Origin of the sequence: Gracilimonas sp. BCB1 (genome assembly GCF_040117685.2) — a bacterium.
Lineage (GTDB): Bacteria > Bacteroidota > Rhodothermia > Balneolales > Balneolaceae > Gracilimonas.
Map to the genome: position 1 here is coordinate 156921 of NZ_JBEDYP020000012.1, position 20255 is coordinate 177175.

Consider the following 20255-nt stretch of genomic DNA (forward strand, 5'->3'; position numbering starts at 1 on the left):
TTACTACTCCTCTAATCGTTCATAACTTTATTATACGCTTCTCTGCCGACTTCCAATATTTGCTTTGCATGATCAAAATCGAACATACCGCTGGCATTTCGGGGTATTTCAATGAGCTTGTCCGGTTTGTGAATATCAATCATCAGTTCGGTAAGCCTGTCTTGCGTAAAACTAAAGGTGCTATCCATAAGCTCAATCAGCGAAAAAGACCCTTCTTCGGGATCCATTTTTTCTTTCTTTTTCCGTTTTTCTATCACTGAATCAGGCAGCAGATTCTCAAACCACTTTTGCACTTCCTGAATCCGATCCGGCCCGGGCTTCTTGTCATAAGCCGGATTGTATCTTCCGTTCAGATTCACAGCTATAATAATAGCATCGTCCTTTTTGTTCACCAAATTAATAGGAAGAGGGTTCAGCACACCACCATCCACTAATACCCTTCCATTATCCACCACAGGAACAAAAAATCCCGGAATGGAAACGGAGGCTCTCAGTGCCTTATATAAATCTCCAGACTTAAAATGCACCTCCTCGTTACTCTTCATATCAGTGGCAACAGCTGTAAAGGGTATATCAAACTCTTCAATATTAAATTTACCGGTCACCTCCAGGTGCTTGGCAAAAAGCTTTTCTCCTTTTATAAATCCTTGCTTGGTGAAGGTAAAGTCCAGCAGTTCAAACACATCCCTGCGGGAAAGACTGGTGAGCCATTTTTTGTATTCGGGAAGTTGGCCGGCAGCGTAAATTCCTCCTACAACAGCGCCCATCGAACAGCCAATTACTTCGATGATTTCATATCCTTGTTTTTCCAGTTCCTCGATAACAGCAATGTGGGCAATTCCTCGCGCACCGCCACTACCTAATACTAAATGGATTTTCTTAATCGACATCCTCTAATATGGAGTTCAATTCTTTTTTAAAACTCGGAAGAATTTCTTCTACAACACCCCAAACCGATTCTATATCTACTCCTATATAGTCGTGGATGAGTTTATCTCTCATCCCTGCAATTTTTCTCCACTCAATAGACGAATACTTTTCTCTGAAATTTATTGGTAGTTGTTTTGTGGCCTCTCCTATAATCTCAAAATTTCTGATTACAGCATCCTGGACCAAATTATTTTCTAAAAACTCTTCTTCGCTAACGTCCTTCGTGTAATTTTCAACTTTCTCAATACACTCAAGCATATGTTTTATATAAACAATGGGGTCTTTAGTCATCCAGTATCAGTTTTAAATCTTTCCGAATGTAATTTCTCAGCTTCCCGTCTACTGACTTCTCTGTTATCAAATCAACCTTCATTCCGAGCAAATCACTTAACTCCTGCTCAAGCCCAATAATGTCAAGTAAGTTAACCCTGTCTCTAAAATTCACCAGAATGTCTAAATCACTTTCTTTGGTTTGTTCATTTCGGGCATAGGATCCAAATATTCCGATTCTTTCCGGTTTAAACGGCCTTGTTTTTTCTATGATGATATTTTCTTGTTCTTTCGTAATCATTATTCGATTAGTTTGCTACTCAATTAACGAAATTATTGCCTCTTTTACATCAGTCAGGCTATTCACATCATTTAATACAGATCCATTTTCCCCCAATATAAAAAGGGGCACCTTATTTCGGGTATGTGTTTTTGTGGAGAGGTCTTCCAGGTTTCCATGATCGCTGGTAATGACCAGAGTATCTGAACTGCGCTTTTCTTTTATGATGTGCAGGAGGAACTCGTCCAGTGGTTTCAATACCCGTTCGGCATCTTCCCGGCTTTGATTGTGTCCAGCTTTATCGGTCAGGTAGTATTCATAAAGTACCAAATCGTAATCAGGCACTACGTTCAACATGCGATTTGCAGCCTCGGTTGGAGTGATTTTCGGGATATCAATGCCTAATTTTTCCCGCCAGGCATTTTGTACAATTTCGGCTGTAAGGGCTCTTTCATTAAGAACATCTTCGGTGGAGTTCAGTTTCAAGTCTGCACTTTTGGTCATAAGCGTGGTACAGCTCCAACGGTTTCTCTTTTGGGCGTGCTCAAAAAAGATGGGGGGATACGCATTCATAAAATACGGTTTCTTACCCAACTCCTTCACTCCATGAAAAACACTCTCTTTCTTCAAGAAAGGCTTGATGCCCGAGTGAGGGAAAGGACCAAAATGTTTTCCTATTTCTTTTGCCGCATTTCGCCCGGTAAAAAGAGCCGTTTGCCCGGTTCCGCTTTGGGGAAGTCCCTCAACACCTAAATTGGCATCTATGGGTTTAAAAAGATGGTCATTTTGAGTAAAGGGTTTGGCGCCCTTATTAAAAAAACCGCCGATCAGAATTTCAAAAGATTTATACCTTTCTTCAAAAAAAGGATTTGAGGGGTCTTTCTCACCAAGCCCAACCCCATCTATAAATATGAAAATAACCGCCATTTATTTCTCCAGAATGATGGTTACCGGTCCGTCGTTTTCCAGTTTTACATTCATCATGGCTCCGAATTCTCCGGTTTGTACATCTAAATCAGTGTGAGTGTTAAACCATTCAATCATGTCTTCATATATAGGCTCAGCTATTTCGGGACGTGCAGCTTCAATAAAACTAGGGCGGGTGCCTTTATCAGAATTGGCATATAAAGTGAATTGAGAAACCAACAATATTCCTCCGCCCACATCCTGAACGGAAAGATTCATTTTACCTTCTTCATCCTCAAAAATTCGTAGCTTGGCGATCTTATTGCATATCCACTCCAGTTGTTCAGGGGTGTCGTCTTCGTGGATTCCGATTAATACCAATAGTCCCTGATCGATGGCCCCGGTTATTTCATTATCGACCATTACGGATGAAGATTTCACGCGCTGAATAACTGCTTTCATAAACTGTGGATATGTGGATTACTATGTGGATTACTCATTAACAAAAGTTGGATAACTAAAATGCCCCAAAGTTGTGAACAAGTTTCCACAATCAAACCGGATAATCAACAACCAAAAAGAATAACTTTTACTGTTGAAGGATTTGAAGTCCATTTTATGTAAAAAACATATGTGAATGTGAACAACAAATTCTTAACCCTTCTAACGTATTGATTTTTATCAGCAGGTTTCCCACAAAACTATCCACATGTTTTTAAGGTGAGCAGGAAAATTCAGGATAAAAAAGTTATCCACTTATCCACAGTCTCTACTACTACTACAAAATTAATAAATCTCATTCTTATTGTATTATGCTGTGGAAAAGAAAGCCAAAAAGTTCTTAAAACACTCTCTCAAAGATTCTATATTTAGATTGTTCTTAAGCAAAGCATTAACTCTTTTTTCAAGGACTGAACATGGACAGAAAATTTCCCATCGGTAAGCTAAGTCTTCCTGAAAGTTATACTCAGAAAGAACTGGATCAATGGCTCGATGATATTGCTTTATTACCGGAACGTATCCGAAAAGAAATTCAGGGATGTTCAGATGATATATTACTTACTCCATACAGGGAAGATGGCTGGACAGTGAGACAGGTAATCACACATTTACTGGATAGTCATATAAACTCTCTTGTAAGAATTAAAACGGCTTTAACCGAAGATAATCCCACTATCCGTCCCTATAATCAGGATGGCTGGATACAGGTAGATTTTCAGTTTGATATCCCACTGGAACTCACCCTCGATATGCTTGAGAACACCCATGAGATGATGGTTCGAATTTATGAGAGCCTGAATGAAAACCAGTGGGAACGAACCTATATTAATCCTGAATCCGGAACCACCTTTACGCTGGCTCAGTCAGCCGCTTTGTACGCATGGCATTCCAATCATCATTTAGCACACATTCGACTCGTAACCCAAGAAGAAAAATCGTAGCAATTAATGTCTGATAAGAAACAAATTACCTACAAAGATTCCGGAGTAGATATCAAAGCCGGGGAAGAAATGGTGGAATCCATTAAAGGCGTGGTTAAGGATACGCACGGACCGGAGGTGCTTTCTAACATTGGTGGTTTTGGAGGATTTTTCAGACCGGATTTGGGCTCCTATAAAAAACCGGTTTTTGTGAGTTCGGTTGATGGCGTAGGAACCAAACTAATTGTGGCTTTTAAAGCTGGAAAATATGATACCGTTGGTCAGGACTTGGTTAACCACTGCGTAAATGACATTGCTGTGTGCGGAGCCAAGCCGTTATTCTTTCTGGATTATTTTTCCACCGGAAAGCTGGAGCAGCACGTAGGTGTGGATGTGGTTAAAGGATTTGCCAAAGCCTGTAAAGAGAACGGAGTTGCCCTGATTGGAGGTGAAACAGCCGAAATGCCCGATATTTATGATGCCGGGGAATTTGATCTGGCCGGAACCATTGTCGGTATTGTGGATGAAGACAAAGTGATTAACGGAGATAGCATTCAAAAAGGGGATGTTCTCCTTGGTTTTAAAAGTACCGGATTGCACACCAATGGATATTCTCTGGCCCGAAAAGTTCTGTTCAGTAAGTATAAAGTAGAGAACTATGTGGAAGAGTTGGGAAGCACTGTAGGAGATGAACTGCTAAAAGTTCACAAGTCCTATCTGCCATTGATTACTGAGCTGAAAGAAATGAACGGGGTAAACGGTTTTTCCCACATTACCGGCGGGGGAATTGTGGGTAACACCAAGCGCATTCTACCGGATGGACTCAAGCTGGATATCAATTGGGATAGCTGGGAACGTCCACCCGTATATAAGCTAATACAAGAAATCGGTAATGTACCCGAAGACGACATGCAAGCAACGTTCAACCTGGGTATTGGGTTGATTGCTGTGGTTTCTGAAGATCAGGCCGATGCCGTTAAAGCAAAGGCCAAAGAATCAGGTGAAGAAGAAGTAATTGAACTTGGACGTATTATCTGATTAGATCAGTTTACATGACTTCCTTACTTCGTTCCAAAATGTATATCCGTAATTAAATCCTTTTCCTCCGTTTTTTGAGGATCACTGATATACTCTTCAAAAGGATCCATTTTCTTGTTCTTTTTGAACTCTTTGTTTCTTTCCATGCTCATTAAAGTGCTCCAGGCATTTCCGAGATGTTTATAGGATCCCACATGGCGAAGGGTATATACTTTGGAAGAAGGAATTTTTCCGGTAATCAGTCCATCCGGTAAATCTTCAGGAATCTCATTCATTGCAATACAGGCCGTATAGGTTGTTTGTTTTTTGCGGATGTTCCAGTCGTGATAGATGGAATAAGCGGCTTCACCTTTCAGCTCAGGATGTGATTGGATAAACGCTTCCAGTTTTTCAAAATCAGATTTCATGGTTTCACCGATATCTTCCATGCTGCAGGTAGTTTTGATTCCTACATAGGTTGCTCCGGGAAATTCAGATTCTCCTTTAAACTCCATTTTCGAATCTATATGACCTTTCTCGATATAATCTTTCAACATGTTAAGCCCCCGGTCAAAATCCATTCCTATAAATCCCTCCGTTATACTTTTTATCCAGAACATAAACCACGGCAGAGAACTATCCATCGTCCATTGAACTTCACAACTTTCTCCTTTTGGAATAACATCGAATTTCACTTTAGCTTCTGATTTCCAAGGTTCCAGAAAGGTGAGATCATAATTAACCGACTCATTTTCTTTTTCCCCGGTAATTCTCATCTGCCCGGAGCCTACTCGTTTCCCCTTCCACTCGTAATATTTTCCATCATTTGACACATCCACATTGGCTTCCGGTTCCATAACCAGCCATGGCGACCAGTTTCTCCAACTGTTCAGGTCATTTAAGGCAGAAAAAACTTTATCAGGTGAAGAATCTATCAAAGTGCTTCTAACAATATTGAGTTTAGGCATGGTGATGGGATTATGGTGATAAGGAATGCATCATAGAAAACCTGAATTGCTGAGACTAACGATAATTAAAAATAAAAGTGCCTATAAAACAACCGTAAAGTGCTAATGATGAATACCTTAGTAGATATTTGAGGCTTAAATAAATTTTGGTTAAGATGATTACAGGTTGTTCTATTTTATATAAATCTATGAAAAATTTTCTTTTACTCGTCGCGATTGTTCTCCTTAACGGGTGTTCAATTTTAAATGATGACACAGGTAGTAATAGCTTTGAAGCCAATATTGGTTCAAAAACATACTCGGCTGACGCCCACGTTTATCAAAATGACGTTGGGAATGCAGATATAGTTATCATTGGGAGAAAGGGCGAGTGGGAGAATTCTCAAAACCTCACGTTTTCCATTACTGATTTTGATTACAGTACCGGTAGTTATAAAGTTAGAAATCCCTCTTATTATGAAATAGTGGGGGGAGATGCTATTCTTACTTATGCTGACATTGATCATGATAATGGAGTCCCCTCGGTAACCATTACCAAATACGATACAGAGACCTACAAAATAAAAGGTAGTTTTGAATTTGATGTTGTTGTAAGGCGTCCGTTCAATGATTACGAGCCGGGGGATGAGATTTCCGTGAAAGGAAATTTTGAAGCAGTGGTAGCCCAGCCATAGATCATCTGTAACCTACCACCCTTTGACTGATAAACTATTTGGCTTAATGTACTGTTAAGGTAAGAAGCCGTTAAATAAACTCAGTCCCTATGAAAAAATACCTGCTTTTCTTTATATGTGTTTTCACAACGTGTACGGCTTTTGCTCAATGGGAAGAAGTGTACAGAAGCGATGCTTATGTTTTTGACGGGCTATATTTTCTGGATGATGATCTCGGTTTTGCCCTATATAATGGCTTTGATTATTTATACAGAACAAATGATGGTTTTGAGACGAGTGAATTAGTTCAAATACCAAATGTGTATAGTATCGAAGGCTTGTCTTTTTATGATTCTGAATATGGAATAGTTCTCGGAGACAATGATAATATTCACAGAACTACAGACGGAGGTAAAACCTGGTCAAACAATCTGCTGAAAACGGATGAGCCCTTATATTTAAAATCTCTGTTTACAGAAGGTCGGGATACCATTTATGTTGCAGGAAGGAAACTGCTCCGTTCTATTAATAAAGGTGATTCATGGGAGGTAATAGCTGATTATGACAACTATTTTGCTGACCACAGTGAGACTATGTATGAGAGAGAAACGGTAATTAACATTGGGGCTAAAGGGAAGAATTTATTTATAACCAATTACTTTGTTTACAAGACTTCTGATGGTGGTCAAAATTTAAACCCGGTATCTCTGCCATTAAGTGTTAAAAATGTATTGTCCCATCATTTTGTTGATTCGTATGTGGTAGATAATTCCATATATATAATTTCAAACTCCAGAGGGGTTCCAAAGCAATTATTTAAATCTCATGATTCCGGAAATAATTGGCAGGAAGTTATACTCCCAAATTACGATTACATATCCGTAAATGGGATAAATGAGGATACAGTATTTATTACGGGGAACGACGGAATTTTATTAGAATCAAGTGATGGGTTTAACAGCTGGACCGAAAACGTAATCGACCCCGACACCCGAATAAATGATGTGCTTTTCACAGAAAATAAAACCGGATACCTGGTAACGGATAAACGAATTTATCGGAATAACCAATTCAGAGTTATTACTTCAACAAACACAGAAGAACCAGATCAAGCCCGTGGATTCAGATTAAAGCAAAATTACCCCAATCCCTTTAATCCTGCCACAAACATTGAATTTACCTTACAACAGCCTTCCAGTGTGGTGCTTTCCGTTTATAATATTATGGGACGAAAAGTAGATGAATTATACAATGGGGTGAAGTCTAAGGGAAGTCACACCCTTACTTTCGATGCCTCACGGCTCTCCGGCGGTATCTATTTTTATGAGCTGAAAACACCCTCATTTATTGAGAGAAGAAAGATGACCCTGGTTAAATGAACGGGTGAAACCAGACTTCTTTTGAACCTTGATTTATAGGATGAAAGGATATTCTTGATTGAGTTAGTGTTTAATCATAGTAATCATAAAATCCTTTTAATCTGGGTTCAGCATACATAGGAATGGTTATACATTGCCTTACATATTTTCTGATAAAAACATCCTTCCGCCCTATCTTGGGGATCCAATTTAACTAAGGTCTCAATGTATTATTCATGATCAACAGATTTCGGGCTTTCGTTCGGGCTAACCAGCGGTATTTACCGGTGGTCTTTTTTATGGCCGGTTTTGTATGGGATTCGCTGACTCTTGGGCGAATAGACCGCTTATACGACCGTATTATTTTATGTACCTACCTTAGTTCCCTAACGGTCTGTCTGTATCTTTTTAACCTTTCTGATGATGGAAAATGGGAAGGCACTTTTTTTGAAAAGTATCAGGATTATCTGCCGTTGGCTATACAGTTTTTCCTTGGGGGGTTATGCAGTGCCTATGTAATTTATTTTTCCCGAAGTGTATCTTTTTCCAAAACCGTTATCTTCTTCATTATACTTGTTGTTCTGTTATTTGCTAATGAACTACTTAAGAAACGTATCTCAAACAAGTACCTTCAGTTCAGTGCGTACTTTTTTGTGAACTTTACTTTCTTCACCTTCTTTGTACCCATGGTGGTTGGAACCATGAACCAGTTCATTTTCATGCTATCGGGTGCCATCAGTTTAGGGATAACACTTGGGTTGATTATTTATATTTACAACGCCAGTCCTTCAACCCGGAATGAAATAAGCTTTGGGAAGATGCTGGGGTTTGTTTTTGGGATATACATGCTTATTCATACGTTTTACTTCTTCAACTTGATTCCTCCGGTTCCACTTGCACTGGACGAGGGGTTAGTTGCCCATCATGTTGAGCGCATCGATGACAAGTACATTGTGACTTATGAACGGGAGCCCTGGTACAAAATTTGGAAGGATAACCGACATCAATATGTATATGAACCCGGGTCTAATGTGTATGTGTTTACATCTATTTTTGCACCATCCGATTTCAGGAAAGATGTATTACACCGCTGGAAATGGTATAGTCCGCATACGAACGACTGGGAAGTGATTGATGAAATAGGTTTTGAAATAACCGGTGGCAGGGATGAGGGTTTTCGGGGATACACCTACAAAAATAAAATGATGGAAGGTGAGTGGGAGGTGGATGTAATCACCAAAGAAGGACTGGTACTCGGAATCGTAAGTTTCGAGATAAACATAGACTCAACGGCTCATCCTTACAGATTATCAAGTAGCACGTATTGATCTGTAGAACCGTGATTTAGTCTGGGGTGATACGTTATCCCTTATATGTAAAAACCTCTTCCAAAGGCCTGTCGAATACAGTAGCAATTTTAAAAGCCAGCTCTAAGGAAGGGGAGTATTTTGCAGCTTCAATCGCGCTGATGGTCTGCCGTGTTACTCCCACTTTATCGGCCAGCTCTGCCTGGGTCATTTCGCCATGCATAAACCGAAGCTTTCGAATCTGATTTACAACCTGAGCGTCTTCCATATCAATAGCTCTTTCGGTAGTAATAAAGCATGGATGCTCTTTTCACAATACTTGCCGAGAATAATACCAGGAATAAGGCGTGGAAGATCATGTTCGGCTGTCCAAGTAACAGGTAACGATTATCCCCAACGCCAATGAAATTGGAAAGCAGCACCTGGAACAGAATAACGACAATCGCAAAAATCAGGAATGAATAAGCCCTCTTATGTCCAATGGCTTCGATCTTTTCATCCCGTTCGTCTTTGTTAATTTGATTCTTGCTTTCGGTCAGCTCAATTATGAACTCCACAATTATCGCTATCCAGAAAACATTAAAAAAGATTTTTACAAACCGATCGGAATAGTCAGGGATAGCATCAGGCCAGCCAAAAACGAATAACACATAAAAGAAAACAACGGAAAGAGAGAATCCTATAGAGGTCCACGATAAAATTTCTTGTTTTGACATAATGAATTGAATTAGTTAGATGTCAAAAGTTCTTTACGTAGTGTAAAAAATATGTTACACTCAAAGTAAATTTTTTTATCGGTGTTGGCGGATGATGGGCTTTAGTACATCATCGAGTCCGTTTGTTTTAATCTCAAACATAGTGGCGAGATACTGCCCAAGCTGACCACTCGGCCATCCCTGACGGGAAAACCACTCCAGGTAGTGAACCGGAAGCTGTGTGATATACCGATCCTTGTATTGCCCGAAAGGCATCCGGGCTTGTACAAGTTTAATAAGAAAGTCTCGCTGGTACATCAGGGTTCAGGTGGCTTGCATCACAAAATGAAAAATAGTAATTAAGGCGCAGATTGTTGGTACTTAATATTTAATCGGAATCAATTATGCAGGCAAGTTGGGTCGCAGCGGCATCCTTGGTGTTGTTTTTTATAGGCTATCGGTATTACTCCAAATTTCTTGCGGAGAAAATATATCGCCTTAACCCCGATTTCATGACGCCTGCTCATGAGTTCAGCGATGAAGTTGATTTTGTGCCCACTAATAAATGGGTGTTGCTCGGTCATCACTTTACATCTATAGCAGGGGCAGCACCCATCGTGGGGCCTGCTATTGCAGTATACTGGGGTTGGCTTCCGGCTATGCTTTGGGTAGTCTTAGGAACCATCTTTGCGGCCGGAGTTCATGATTTTGGTACCATGGTTCTATCGGTTCGGCACAAAGGGCAATCGGTTGGTACGCTGGCAGATAAGTTAATTGGTTCTCGGGCAAAGCTGCTGTTTCTCTTTATTATCCTGATTCTGGTGCTGATGGTAAATGCCGTTTTTGCATGGGTCATTTCCAATCTCTTCATCAGTTTCCCGGCTACGGTGCTTTCGATTTTCATTCAAATTCCTTTAGCCATCTGGATCGGGTACCGGTCGTTCAAAAAAACTGGGGGTATGATTATTCCTACCATCCTGGTGCTTTTTGTGATGTATTTCACAGCTATTATTGCCAGTTACGTGCCGGTGCTTCAAATTGATTTGATTCAATATTTTGGAGGAGCTGAGAGTGTGGTTTTATTCGGATTGAGCGGTATCGAAATGGCCTTTTTTGTTTGGATTGCCATTTTAATGATATACGTGTACTTCGCTTCAACCTTACCTGTATGGTTATTGTTGCAACCTCGGGATCTGATCAATGCATATCAGCTGGTTCTGGGATTAGCAATTTTATATATAGGCTTATTTGTGAGCAGCCCCGAAATCACCGCACCGGCAACCAACCCGGATACTTCGGATGTAAGTTGGTTTCCGCTTCTATTTATAACCATTGCCTGTGGGGCTATTTCCGGTTTTCATGGATTGGTTTCTTCAGGAACGACCGCCAAGCAGCTCGATAATGAAACCGATGCTCGATTTGTAGGATATATTGGGGCCATTGGTGAAGGTTCGCTGGCTCTTATTACTATTGTGGCCATTGTTACTTATTTCAATACCACCGGTGAATTCACCGATGTATATCATTCCTTTTCAGAGGCCGGGGCTGTGGGATTAACCATTTTTGTGGAGGGAGCCGCCCAGCTTGCAACGGCGCTGCTCATTCCCCTTGAAGCAGCAAAGACGATCATTGCCGTTATTGTGATCAGTTTTGCAGCTACCACACTGGACACTTCCGTTCGGTTGATGCGCTATATCATTAATGAATTGGGAGATGAATATCAGATTATACCGCTAACCAAACTACACACTTCCACGCTGATTGCCGTTGGGGCAAGTGCGGCATTGGTCCTGCTTCCTGAAGGACCGAGAGGTTTAGGCTCTGGCGGATATTTACTGTGGCCTTTGTTTGGAACCTCCAACCAGTTGTTAGCGGGAATTAGTTTGCTGCTGGTGAGCATCTGGTTGAAAAGAAATGGGCGAAGCATTGTATATACCCTGATACCTATGATTTTCTTATTAATCATGACGCTTTGGGCTATGAGTAAACAAGTGATTTTCGATTGGTCGGGTTATGGAGAAACCGATGGAAATATGCTGCTCTTTATTTTTGGAGCCGTGATCCTTGGTTTCACCATCTGGATTATCCTCGAAGCCATCGCCCTGGTACAAAAAATGAGCAAAGAAGAACCTGATAATTAATCGTTCTGATTTTTGTAGTGACTGATGAATCGTTGTTCATCATCCGCCTGCCCGATGAGTATAATTTCGCTCCCAAATGGAATCGGTTTCTTAGGATCCGGATTAATAACCTGCTTTCCGTCTTTTTGATAGGCAATCACGTTACAGCCGGTTGTATTTCGAATGTCGCATTCTATGAGCGATTTTCCCTGAATTTTAGATGGAGTTTTAAGGCTGAATACATTGAGCCCTTCCGCGATCATAACAATATCATTCTCTTCAAAAATATTAAAAATGGCATTGGCTCCCATCGAGGCATAGCTCATCACAAAATCGGCACCGGCACGGTGAAGGGTATGCACATTCCTTTCAAGGGTTGAGCGGGAAATGATATGAATGTTGGGTCGGAGGCTGCGGCAATAAATGGTGAGGTAAATGTTTACGTCATCCAGATGAGAGGTTATGATAACGCTTGGTGCCGAATCAATCCCGGCTTTTTTCAGGGTTTCCAGGTCTGCAGCATCACCGAGTATAAAGTTTTTAGAATTACGAATGCGTTCCGGGTTCTTATCAACAATTTTAAACTTGATGTCTCTTCTTTTCAGGTGATAAGCGGCCGCCCTGCCCACTCGTCCTGCTCCGATAATTAGAACCGGCTCATCACTGATGCTGTAAATTCCGAATAGCTCATCGTATTTGCGTAACTGCTGAACAGAGCCGGCCAGTACTAACACACTATGGCTTTTTATTTCTACATCAGGATGGGAACCCACAAAATTACCACGCTCCCAGATTCCCACCACGTTAATTCCGATGTCTTCACGTAACCGGCTTTCCCGTAATGTTTTACCAACCAAAGGTGTGTTATAGGTTGTAGCTTCAGCAATAACTAGCCGCCCAAACCTACCCACCGGATGTACACGGGCATCCTGGCCCAATGTTCGGCGTGAAAGAGCTCTTCCCAGAATGTTCCCCATGTGAAGTACATGATTACTCCCGGCTAATTTCAGAATATCAATGGAGTCGTATGAGTTGGCAGTAGATATAATTTTAACATCATCGCTGAACTCACGAATGGTATGGGCCACATTGGTATTAAACATATCGGTGCCCCCACTTACTACCAGGGCCGCATCCTGTACATTCATTTTCCGATAGGTTTCCGGGTCATCAGCATCGCCAAGCATCACCCTATATCCCTGATCGTACAGGTCGAGGGCTTGCTGCAGTTCATCCACAAGCAGCACATACTCATGCCCGTACTGATCCAGCTTTTCGATCAGGGCTTTGGTTACCGCATCAAAACTGGTGATAATAACATGATCTTTGGTTCCTTTTGGAAGTTCCCTGGGGGCTCTGGCCCGGTGTTGAGCTTCCATCCAGGGGGCATAGAAAAATTCAATAAAGGTAAAGGGAAGCATGATGAGCAAGGAAATTACCCCGGAAATCAATACTAGGATGGAGAAGGCGCGTCCTAAATCAGACGTAAAGGTGATGTCTCCAAAACCGAGGGTGGTCATAGTGGTAAGGGTCCAGTAGAATCCCGTCATCCAGGAATGTTTTTGTCCCTCCATTTCCATTATTTCATGAAAAAGAACACCGTACACAACGATCATTCCCAACAAAATGAGCATAAAGCGGATAAGACGCCGGATGTTGGTTCGGGTATTTCGGTTAGATACGAAGTAGCTGATCTGGGAGGTGAAAAATTTCATACGGCAATATTACAGATAGTACAATTAAAAGAAAGAAGGTTATAAAACTAACAGTTACAGAAATAGCATAATTTTTTTGAAAGTGATTCCATGTTATTCCTTTATTCTGAAAATCCACGTAAATTTGTTTTTTTGAGAGAGAAGGAGCCTACCAGGAGTTAATAAAAAACTATGAACTATAGTGAAGAAACATGGATCGGCTGGATGGATCAGCTGGCCGAGCAGGACTATGTAGTTATAGATGATTTCATCTCTGATGAAGAATACGCGAAGATTATGGGCTTTTTCAATGATGCAGAGGAAAATGACGAGCTCAAGAAAGCCGGAATAGGAGCTCAGCAGGATTTTAAACTAAAGGCCGAAGTCCGGGGCGACTTTATTTACTGGCTCGATGAAGACCGAGATCAGAAGCTATCTTTTTTCTTTGACATAAAAGAGGAGTTGATTCAAAGCTTGAGGAGATATTGCTACCTCAGTTTATCGGGCTCTGAATTTCATATTGCCAAATATCCTGCCGGTACTCATTATCACCGGCATCTGGATCAGTTTAATGAAAGTTCCAATCGGCAGATAACCGTGCTTTTATACCTGAATAAAGAATGGAAAAAGGGAGATGGCGGAGAGCTTGTCATATATAAAGACGGAGAGGAAATTATGGTAGAGCCCATTTCCAAAAGGGTGCTTCTCTTTAAAAGCGATACGGTGGAGCACGAGGTTTTAACCACCAATGTGCCCCGCTACAGTTTAACGGGGTGGTTGTTACATCAGCCAGCTAATGTTGGTTATTTGCTGCGATGAGCAAATAAAGAGAAAAAAGCCAAAAACTGCTTATTTTAAAGAGAATCGGGTAACAATTTCTTAATCCCCATTCATTTTCTATTAACATGGTACATTAGTACCATTGTTTATCTGAAAATCCTCACAAAATCCTGATGCCGTGGCTAAACAAACCATACTTGTAGTAGATGATGAAAAAGATCTGCTCGATCTGATTGAATATAATCTTAAAAAAGAAGGCTTCGCCGTTTTGAAGGCTGAAAACGGAGAGGAGGGGATCAAAATAGCCAAAGAGCATAAACCGGATTTGGTCCTGATGGATATCATGATGCCGAAAATGGACGGAATGGAAGCTGTGGAAACCATGCGCGCCGATGATGACCTGAAATCAATCCCCATTATTTTTCTGACTGCTCGGAGTGATGAAAAAACAGAGGTGGAAGGTCTCGATAAAGGGGGCGACGATTATATAACCAAGCCCATTAGCACCACAAAATTGATTTCCAGGATTAAAGCCGTGATGCGCAGGTTTGATGAAACTACGGAAGATATTGACCGGCTCGATGTTCATGATCTTTCCATTGACAAAGATCGATACATTGTTACACGAGGCGACGAAGAATTTCACCTTCCCCGTAAAGAGTTTGAGCTTTTATACTACCTGGCCAGCCGCAAGGGAAAAGTAAGAGATCGCCAAACCCTGCTTAACAAAGTCTGGGGAGATAATATTTATGTGGTAGATCGTACCGTTGATGTACACGTGAGAAAAATCAGGGAGAAACTGGGAGATCACTACATCGAAACAGTAAAAGGAGTGGGCTACAGATTTAAAGAATGAGTAAATCTAAAAAGAAGAAACGGGGCGTTTTTCGCTTTGGTCTTCGGGCAGCTTTCTACATTTCACTGATTTCGGCAGCATTTATCTTTCTGCTGATGTGGCTGGGGTATAGTTTCACCATAAAAGACGCCGGCTCAGTTTCTGCTCTTATGGGCGGTATGATATTCCTGACATCGTATGCAGTCATTTATTTTGTTTCACATAAGAGAATGAATACTATAGAGCGATTGTTTAAAAACATGGCGCGCAAGCGGTTCATGGAATATGAAAACGTAACTTCAACCCATAATGACGAAGTAGACTACCTGGTGAAACAGGGAATTAAGTCCAGCCGGACCATTGAGCGGGAAATTCAACGACTGAACAGAATAGAGAACTACCGCAAAGAATTTATTGGTGACATTTCCCACGAGTTGAAAACGCCTATTTTTGCCATTCAGGGTTTTATAGAAACTTTATTAAATGGTGCGCTGGAAGATGAGGAAGTGAACCGGGATTTTCTGAAGAAAGCGATGCGTAATGTAAACCGGCTTATCTACCTCACCAAAGATCTGATGGAAATATCCAAGCTGGAAACCGGGGAGCTTAAATCGGAGATAGAGGAGATTTACCTCTATGAGGTACTGCATGACATTATCGAAAGCCTTAATTATAAAGCCGAAAAGGAGAATATTGAGCTGATCGTCCACGACTTTGACAAGAATATTATGGTGAAGGTAGATAAGAATCAGGTGAAACAGGTATTGATTAACCTGGTTGAGAACGGCATTAAATACAATGTGCCGAACGGGAAGGTAGAAGTGAATGTATTCACGAAACCCAGGCAGTCGGAGCGAGTTTTTGTGTCAGTTAAAGATACCGGCATCGGAATTGATGAAAAAGATATCCCGAGGGTAACAGAAAGGTTTTTCCGCGTTGATAAATCCCGATCCAGAGAGCGGGGTGGAACAGGGCTTGGCTTGGCGATAGTTAAGCACATCATGGAAGCTCACGGAGAAAAGTTTAGCATTGAAAGCGAACCTAACAAAGGCTCGACCTTTACCATTAGCCTTCGCCGCTCAGATCCGGTTCAGGTTTGATTATATAAATCGTACTTTTCAATCTAAACGAAGTTAGATCCAAAAAACATACTTATGGTATATGCAGTAATTATGGCTGGTGGTTCGGGTACACGGTTCTGGCCAAAAAGCACAAAAAAGCTTCCCAAACAGTTTCTTTCCCTTTTCGGAGAAGGAACCATGATTCAAAATACAGCCAAACGTATTGAAGGCCTTATTCCCCAGGAGCGGGTAATGGTGGTTACAAACGATAGTTATGTGAACATCGTAAAAGAACAGCTACCCAAAGTACCTGAAGAAAATATTGTAGGAGAGCCGGTTGCCAAGAATACAGCTCCGTGTGTAGCTATAGCTGCAGAAATGTTATATAAAAAGGATCCCGAAGCGGTTATGGTGGTGCTTCCGGCTGATCATCATATCACCGACCCGGATGCTTTCAACCAATATTTAGAAAGCGCGATTGCAAAAGCAGAATCTGGAGAACATTTGGTTACCATTGGTATAAGGCCTAACCGTCCGGAGACAGGCTTCGGGTATATTCATTCAGATAACGCGTCTATAGAAGAAGTGAAAGAGAATAAAGTTCATCCTGTTAAAGCATTTACGGAAAAACCGGACCTGCCCACGGCCGAAAAATTTCTGGATTCAGGTGATTATTTTTGGAACAGCGGTATGTTTGTATGGAAGGCAGAGGCAGTATTGAAAGAAATTAAATGTCACCTGCCATCCATGTACGAAGAAGTAAAAGCAGCTTCGCCTGAATTTTATACGGATATGCACGAAGCCGCGGTCAATGATTTCTATCATGCCTGCGAATCAATCTCCATAGATTACGGTATTATGGAAAATTCTGATTCTGTATTTGTGGTGCCGGGCGAATTTGGCTGGAATGATGTAGGAAGCTGGTCGGCTGTTTATGGTCTGGCAGATAAGGACAAGCATGGAAATGCTGTTCAGACCATGTTTACAACCTTTGCTGGTTCTAAAAATAATCTGGTCTTTTCTAATTCAGAAAAAATGATTTCGCTTGTCGGTGTCGAAAACGTTGCCGTGGTTGAAACGGATGATGCTATTTTGGTATGTGACCTGAATTCGGCACAGGGTGTTAAGCAAATTGTAGATCAACTCAAGGCGGCTGAAGACCTGCAAAAGTTCCTGTGATTAGATCTCAATGCTCAGCATGTCATAGGCAAGACGGATATGATCAGGTAATCTTTTATTAGTAGACTCGTGATCTACGTAGCTGTTCATATGAATGAGGTAGGCTTCGGGGACATTCAGACTCTCCAACAACTCAACAGCCTCTGGAATGCTCAAGTGAGTAGGGTGTTCGGGTTCCCAGCGCAGCGCACTCAGTGCAATCACCTTGGAGCCTTTTATAAGCTCAAGAGTCTCATCAGGGATGTGTTTTACATCCGTCAGGTAAGAGAAGTCGTTTACCCGGAATCCGAGTATGTCTAAATCACCATGTTTTACCGGCAAGGGTGTTACCTCGATTTTTTCATCTAATTTAAAAGAAGTGGTTACTTCGGTCAGGTCAAGGGATGTAGAGCCGGGATATTTGTTTTCCCCAAACATATAATCAAAACGCTTGTGGATAGACTCGATGCATTGTCCGGAAGTGTAAGCGGGAATGGGAGCTTTATTAATGTAGGAGTAAACTCTAAGGTCATCGATCCCGGAAACATGATCCATATGTTCGTGGGTAATGAGAAAATGATCAATTTTTTTGATGCGCGAGCGAATGCTTTGTATTCTGAACTCGGGTCCGGCATCGATCAGGATCGATTTACCGTGAACCTGAATCCATACGGAACAGCGGGTACGTTCATTTCTTGGATCATGTGAAAGTTTTTCACGCCTAAAGCCTCCCGCAACAGGAACTCCCATAGACGTGCCGGTACCCAGAAACGTTATTTTCATTCTAACTCAAAGTCCTCAGAAGTTTCTTCGGGAGTTACAGCTAGTTGGTCCCAAAGTTCTTCCAGCTTTTTTCGAACGGCTGGTTTAATATATACTCCCGTTAAATCAATTTGGCCAAGCACCCGTCCCATGGTTCCCAGTTGAGAAGCAACCGGCTTGTTCTTGTTTACCATCACCAGCTTCTGCCCTTCAATTATACACTCGTCCCCGCGAAACGAGCCCCGCTCCTTACGGAGGGTATAGCCCGCCTGTTCAAGGATTTGTTCGAGTTCAAGAAGAAATTTTTCTGGTTTCAAAGGGAAATTCCGAGTGTTAGTATATGTCCTGAAAAGTCGTAATCAAATTCGTCACCGTCAATATCATACGAATCGAATATGTAATCATACCCCAAACTTATGTTTCTTCCAAAAACAAGGTTGTAGAAATTAACCCTTGCTTTTCCCCTCATTGAAAAGACGTTGCCTCCAATTAAACCCCCGCTTGCTGTACTGAAGCCAAAGGCCGGTATAAATTGCGCTGTGACACCAAGTTTGTCTGGAAAATATAGTTGGGCTATGCCTCCTGCACCTGCATGCAGGTTTGTTTGAGAAAACTCTTCACTTATATCATCACTCCGCACGCTGGTTATTTTTGAACCCAGTTGAATGGGTACTCCCAGCCCAAAATTTGGCGTTCTCACAAAATAGAAAGGATTAGTAAAATTGATTTTCAGGTCAAAGTAATTTCTATTATCCAAACCGGTCATGTCGTTACCAAGACTTGCACCAATGGTAAAGCCGCCCGATTCAAATGAAATGTGAGCAGCGGTCCCGGTAAATGCCAAAGACTGATGTGAGTTAAGGGCCGCCGGGTCTCCGGTATAACTGAAGTCGATAGGTTGTATCCCGACCCGGAGGTATGGGGCAAAAGGATTGGATCCTTGTTCAGCTTCGTCACCAACCGAAAACATTTGTGCATAACCGATGGCGGGGGATGCAAAAAGAGCCAACAACAGAAACCGCTTAAAAAGAGATTGTATCATGGGGAATGATTTTATTAAGTGAATCAGTTTAAAGACTAACGACCGAAGAAAAAAATATTTCAATGAAAATTTTATTTACAGCACTGGTTTTGGCAGTTTCAGCCTCAATGGGAGCAACAGAACAAACATCATTATACGATTTTACCGTTCAGGATATAGATGGAGAGGAGGTTTCTCTGGAACAGTATAAAGGACAGGTTATCTTGGTGGTCAACGTTGCCTCCAAATGCGGATATACGCCTCAATATGAAGGACTTCAGAAAATTTATGAAGCCTATAAAGATGAAGGGTTTGTGATATTGGGGTTTCCGGCCAATAACTTTAATGGCCAGGAGCCGGGAACAGATCAGGAAATAAAGCAATTTTGCACGCTTGAATATGGTGTGGAGTTCCCAATGTTTTCTAAGGTATCGGTTAAAGGTGAAGACCAGGCGGCTTTGTTCTCATACTTAACCTCCTTACCAAACGATGATTTTGACGGAGAGATTAAATGGAACTTCGAGAAATTCTTGATTGATAAAAATGGTTTACTAAAAAGAAGATTCAGGAGCAGCGTAGAACCTCAAAGTAAGCCTCTTGTTAACGCTATCGAAAAAGAATTAAACGGTTAAGAATTTTTATCCCATCACCATCCCGATAAGAGGGTCACGATTGAGTTCGTGATCCTCATTTTTTTAATTAATCTTTTTCGGAAAAAGGCTTGACTTCCAATCGATATGGTCTGTATATTTGATGCTCTCAAAAAGGTCCGGTAGTTCAGTTGGTTAGAACGCCTGCCTGTCACGCAGGAGGTCGAGGGTTCGAGTCCCTTCCGGATCGCAATAAAGCTTCCACATAGTTGGAAGCTTTTTTTGTTTGTAGCTACTTTATAAATACGATTCCCCGTATCAGTGAGTCTTCGGCAAATCTACTAAGTGTAGGTTATAGTTCAGCGAGCTGCAATTTCTTATCTTTATTATAGCTAAGTGTTAATTGGTTTTTATAAATACATAAAAAAC

24 protein-coding genes and 1 tRNA gene are annotated in these 20255 nt (G+C 41.4%); 12 read left to right on the forward strand and 13 right to left on the reverse strand.

The features are described from left to right. Window positions 1–11: 11 nt before the first annotated feature. Genes ABFW99_RS07135 through dtd form a run of 5 tightly spaced genes read right to left on the reverse strand, consistent with a single transcriptional unit; the run spans window position 12 to window position 2848 of the window. Window positions 12–890, reverse strand: coding sequence for a patatin-like phospholipase family protein (locus ABFW99_RS07135; protein WP_349354827.1), 879 nt, complete (start codon window positions 888–890; stop codon window positions 12–14). Further along, window positions 880–1221: a HepT-like ribonuclease domain-containing protein gene (locus ABFW99_RS07140; protein WP_349354828.1), complete on the reverse strand. Its 342-nt coding sequence runs from the start codon at window positions 1219–1221 to the stop codon at window positions 880–882. Before ABFW99_RS07140 ends, ABFW99_RS07135 begins: the two co-directional genes overlap by 11 nt. Beyond that, the gene (locus ABFW99_RS07145) at window positions 1214–1501 is read right to left on the reverse strand and encodes a nucleotidyltransferase family protein (protein ID WP_349354829.1); all 288 of its coding nucleotides are present in this window, start codon (window positions 1499–1501) and stop codon (window positions 1214–1216) included. The genes ABFW99_RS07140 and ABFW99_RS07145 overlap by 8 nt, the downstream gene beginning before the upstream one ends. Window positions 1502–1516: 15 nt before the next feature. After that, the gene (locus tag ABFW99_RS07150) at window positions 1517–2407 is read right to left on the reverse strand and encodes a hypothetical protein (protein WP_349354830.1); all 891 of its coding nucleotides are present in this window, start codon (window positions 2405–2407) and stop codon (window positions 1517–1519) included. After that, window positions 2408–2848, reverse strand: a complete 441-nt coding sequence (dtd, locus tag ABFW99_RS07155; RefSeq protein WP_349354831.1) for a D-aminoacyl-tRNA deacylase — start codon at window positions 2846–2848, stop codon at window positions 2408–2410. It abuts the gene before it with no gap. 455 nt (window positions 2849–3303) lie between these two features. Here dtd and ABFW99_RS07160 point away from each other — a divergent pair, with 455 nt between their 5' ends. Together ABFW99_RS07160 and purM are read left to right on the forward strand one after the other, a co-directional pair. Next, window positions 3304–3828, forward strand: a complete 525-nt coding sequence (locus tag ABFW99_RS07160; protein WP_349354832.1) for a YfiT family bacillithiol transferase — start codon at window positions 3304–3306, stop codon at window positions 3826–3828. 6 nt (window positions 3829–3834) lie between these two features. Next, window positions 3835–4845 carry a phosphoribosylformylglycinamidine cyclo-ligase gene (gene purM, locus ABFW99_RS07165; protein ID WP_349354833.1) on the forward strand — a complete coding sequence of 337 codons (1011 nt, stop codon included), beginning with the start codon at window positions 3835–3837 and terminating at the stop codon, window positions 4843–4845. 23 nt (window positions 4846–4868) lie between these two features. Here the strand turns inward: purM and ABFW99_RS07170 are convergent, their stop codons facing one another. Continuing rightward, on the reverse strand, window positions 4869–5792 hold the full coding sequence (locus ABFW99_RS07170) for an SRPBCC family protein (RefSeq protein ID WP_349354834.1): 924 nt from the start codon (window positions 5790–5792) through the stop codon (window positions 4869–4871). Window positions 5793–5980: 188 nt separating this feature from the next. Between ABFW99_RS07170 and ABFW99_RS07175 the strand changes: the two genes are divergently transcribed. The 3 genes from ABFW99_RS07175 (at window position 5981) to ABFW99_RS07185 (ending at window position 9131) form a co-directional block, all read left to right on the forward strand. Then, complete coding sequence (locus ABFW99_RS07175; protein WP_349354835.1) at window positions 5981–6466, forward strand: hypothetical protein; 486 nt, start codon at window positions 5981–5983, stop codon at window positions 6464–6466. An 89-nt stretch (window positions 6467–6555) separates the two neighbouring features. Further along, the gene (locus tag ABFW99_RS07180) at window positions 6556–7824 is read left to right on the forward strand and encodes a YCF48-related protein (RefSeq protein ID WP_349354836.1); all 1269 of its coding nucleotides are present in this window, start codon (window positions 6556–6558) and stop codon (window positions 7822–7824) included. A gap of 215 nt (window positions 7825–8039) precedes the next feature. Continuing rightward, window positions 8040–9131 (forward strand): DUF2914 domain-containing protein, encoded by a 1092-nt coding sequence (locus ABFW99_RS07185; RefSeq protein WP_349354837.1) that lies wholly within the window; start codon window positions 8040–8042, stop codon window positions 9129–9131. Window positions 9132–9165: 34 nt separating this feature from the next. On the opposite strand, the gene ABFW99_RS07190 is transcribed toward ABFW99_RS07185, so the two are convergent. From ABFW99_RS07190 to ABFW99_RS07200, 3 genes are all read right to left on the reverse strand, one after another. Then, on the reverse strand, window positions 9166–9378 hold the full coding sequence (locus ABFW99_RS07190; protein WP_349354838.1) for a helix-turn-helix transcriptional regulator: 213 nt from the start codon (window positions 9376–9378) through the stop codon (window positions 9166–9168). 1 nt (window position 9379) lies between these two features. Continuing rightward, window positions 9380–9826, reverse strand: a complete 447-nt coding sequence (locus tag ABFW99_RS07195) for a hypothetical protein (protein ID WP_349354839.1) — start codon at window positions 9824–9826, stop codon at window positions 9380–9382. A 75-nt stretch (window positions 9827–9901) separates the two neighbouring features. After that, window positions 9902–10123 carry a DUF3820 family protein gene (locus ABFW99_RS07200; RefSeq protein WP_349354840.1) on the reverse strand — a complete coding sequence of 74 codons (222 nt, stop codon included), beginning with the start codon at window positions 10121–10123 and terminating at the stop codon, window positions 9902–9904. A gap of 86 nt (window positions 10124–10209) precedes the next feature. On the opposite strand from ABFW99_RS07200, the gene ABFW99_RS07205 reads away from it, so the two are divergent. Then, complete coding sequence (locus ABFW99_RS07205; protein WP_349354841.1) at window positions 10210–11946, forward strand: carbon starvation CstA family protein; 1737 nt, start codon at window positions 10210–10212, stop codon at window positions 11944–11946. Here the strand turns inward: ABFW99_RS07205 and ABFW99_RS07210 are convergent. Further along, window positions 11943–13640, reverse strand: coding sequence for a potassium channel family protein (locus ABFW99_RS07210; RefSeq protein WP_349354842.1), 1698 nt, complete (start codon window positions 13638–13640; stop codon window positions 11943–11945). The two genes, ABFW99_RS07205 and ABFW99_RS07210, sit on opposite strands and share 4 nt — an antisense overlap. 171 nt (window positions 13641–13811) lie before the next feature. On the opposite strand from ABFW99_RS07210, the gene ABFW99_RS07215 reads away from it, so the two are divergent. The 4 genes from ABFW99_RS07215 to ABFW99_RS07230 all read left to right on the forward strand — a co-directional run bounded on the left by ABFW99_RS07215 (window position 13812) and on the right by ABFW99_RS07230 (window position 17474). Continuing rightward, window positions 13812–14438 carry a 2OG-Fe(II) oxygenase gene (locus tag ABFW99_RS07215; RefSeq protein ID WP_349354843.1) on the forward strand — a complete coding sequence of 209 codons (627 nt, stop codon included), beginning with the start codon at window positions 13812–13814 and terminating at the stop codon, window positions 14436–14438. Window positions 14439–14577: 139 nt separating this feature from the next. Beyond that, window positions 14578–15255 carry a response regulator transcription factor gene (locus ABFW99_RS07220; protein ID WP_349354844.1) on the forward strand — a complete coding sequence of 226 codons (678 nt, stop codon included), beginning with the start codon at window positions 14578–14580 and terminating at the stop codon, window positions 15253–15255. After that, the gene (locus tag ABFW99_RS07225; RefSeq protein WP_349354845.1) at window positions 15252–16334 is read left to right on the forward strand and encodes a sensor histidine kinase; all 1083 of its coding nucleotides are present in this window, start codon (window positions 15252–15254) and stop codon (window positions 16332–16334) included. The genes ABFW99_RS07220 and ABFW99_RS07225 overlap by 4 nt, the downstream gene beginning before the upstream one ends. A gap of 54 nt (window positions 16335–16388) precedes the next feature. Beyond that, window positions 16389–17474, forward strand: coding sequence for a mannose-1-phosphate guanylyltransferase (locus ABFW99_RS07230; protein ID WP_349354846.1), 1086 nt, complete (start codon window positions 16389–16391; stop codon window positions 17472–17474). On the opposite strand, the gene ABFW99_RS07235 is transcribed toward ABFW99_RS07230, so the two are convergent. From ABFW99_RS07235 to ABFW99_RS07245, 3 genes are read right to left on the reverse strand one after another with little or no spacing between them, the layout of a single operon-like run. After that, window positions 17475–18236, reverse strand: coding sequence for an MBL fold metallo-hydrolase (locus ABFW99_RS07235; RefSeq protein ID WP_349354847.1), 762 nt, complete (start codon window positions 18234–18236; stop codon window positions 17475–17477). It abuts the gene before it with no gap. After that, window positions 18233–18532 carry a hypothetical protein gene (locus ABFW99_RS07240; RefSeq protein WP_290964056.1) on the reverse strand — a complete coding sequence of 100 codons (300 nt, stop codon included), beginning with the start codon at window positions 18530–18532 and terminating at the stop codon, window positions 18233–18235. The genes ABFW99_RS07235 and ABFW99_RS07240 overlap by 4 nt, the downstream gene beginning before the upstream one ends. After that, on the reverse strand, window positions 18529–19257 hold the full coding sequence (locus tag ABFW99_RS07245) for a hypothetical protein (RefSeq protein WP_349354848.1): 729 nt from the start codon (window positions 19255–19257) through the stop codon (window positions 18529–18531). Before ABFW99_RS07245 ends, ABFW99_RS07240 begins: the two co-directional genes overlap by 4 nt. Window positions 19258–19319: 62 nt before the next feature. Between ABFW99_RS07245 and ABFW99_RS07250 the strand changes: the two genes are divergently transcribed. After that, window positions 19320–19868 carry a glutathione peroxidase gene (locus ABFW99_RS07250; protein ID WP_349354849.1) on the forward strand — a complete coding sequence of 183 codons (549 nt, stop codon included), beginning with the start codon at window positions 19320–19322 and terminating at the stop codon, window positions 19866–19868. Window positions 19869–20002: 134 nt separating this feature from the next. After that, window positions 20003–20076 (forward strand) — tRNA-Asp (locus ABFW99_RS07255). The last annotated feature ends 179 nt before the right edge of the window (window positions 20077–20255 follow it).

Coding starts and splice junctions, on each gene's coding strand:
- ABFW99_RS07135 (WP_349354827.1), bottom strand. CDS start 890: ATGTCGATTAAGAAAATCCATTTAGTATTAGGTAGTGGCGGTGCGCGA.
- ABFW99_RS07140 (WP_349354828.1), bottom strand. CDS start 1,221: ATGACTAAAGACCCCATTGTTTATATAAAACATATGCTTGAGTGTATT.
- ABFW99_RS07145 (WP_349354829.1), bottom strand. CDS start 1,501: ATGATTACGAAAGAACAAGAAAATATCATCATAGAAAAAACAAGGCCG.
- ABFW99_RS07150 (WP_349354830.1), bottom strand. CDS start 2,407: ATGGCGGTTATTTTCATATTTATAGATGGGGTTGGGCTTGGTGAGAAA.
- dtd (WP_349354831.1), bottom strand. CDS start 2,848: ATGAAAGCAGTTATTCAGCGCGTGAAATCTTCATCCGTAATGGTCGAT.
- ABFW99_RS07160 (WP_349354832.1), top strand. CDS start 3,304: ATGGACAGAAAATTTCCCATCGGTAAGCTAAGTCTTCCTGAAAGTTAT.
- purM (WP_349354833.1), top strand. CDS start 3,835: ATGTCTGATAAGAAACAAATTACCTACAAAGATTCCGGAGTAGATATC.
- ABFW99_RS07170 (WP_349354834.1), bottom strand. CDS start 5,792: ATGCCTAAACTCAATATTGTTAGAAGCACTTTGATAGATTCTTCACCT.
- ABFW99_RS07175 (WP_349354835.1), top strand. CDS start 5,981: ATGAAAAATTTTCTTTTACTCGTCGCGATTGTTCTCCTTAACGGGTGT.
- ABFW99_RS07180 (WP_349354836.1), top strand. CDS start 6,556: ATGAAAAAATACCTGCTTTTCTTTATATGTGTTTTCACAACGTGTACG.
- ABFW99_RS07185 (WP_349354837.1), top strand. CDS start 8,040: ATGATCAACAGATTTCGGGCTTTCGTTCGGGCTAACCAGCGGTATTTA.
- ABFW99_RS07190 (WP_349354838.1), bottom strand. CDS start 9,378: ATGGAAGACGCTCAGGTTGTAAATCAGATTCGAAAGCTTCGGTTTATG.
- ABFW99_RS07195 (WP_349354839.1), bottom strand. CDS start 9,826: ATGTCAAAACAAGAAATTTTATCGTGGACCTCTATAGGATTCTCTCTT.
- ABFW99_RS07200 (WP_349354840.1), bottom strand. CDS start 10,123: ATGTACCAGCGAGACTTTCTTATTAAACTTGTACAAGCCCGGATGCCT.
- ABFW99_RS07205 (WP_349354841.1), top strand. CDS start 10,210: ATGCAGGCAAGTTGGGTCGCAGCGGCATCCTTGGTGTTGTTTTTTATA.
- ABFW99_RS07210 (WP_349354842.1), bottom strand. CDS start 13,640: ATGAAATTTTTCACCTCCCAGATCAGCTACTTCGTATCTAACCGAAAT.
- ABFW99_RS07215 (WP_349354843.1), top strand. CDS start 13,812: ATGAACTATAGTGAAGAAACATGGATCGGCTGGATGGATCAGCTGGCC.
- ABFW99_RS07225 (WP_349354845.1), top strand. CDS start 15,252: ATGAGTAAATCTAAAAAGAAGAAACGGGGCGTTTTTCGCTTTGGTCTT.
- ABFW99_RS07230 (WP_349354846.1), top strand. CDS start 16,389: ATGGTATATGCAGTAATTATGGCTGGTGGTTCGGGTACACGGTTCTGG.
- ABFW99_RS07235 (WP_349354847.1), bottom strand. CDS start 18,236: ATGAAAATAACGTTTCTGGGTACCGGCACGTCTATGGGAGTTCCTGTT.
- ABFW99_RS07245 (WP_349354848.1), bottom strand. CDS start 19,257: ATGATACAATCTCTTTTTAAGCGGTTTCTGTTGTTGGCTCTTTTTGCA.
- ABFW99_RS07250 (WP_349354849.1), top strand. CDS start 19,320: ATGAAAATTTTATTTACAGCACTGGTTTTGGCAGTTTCAGCCTCAATG.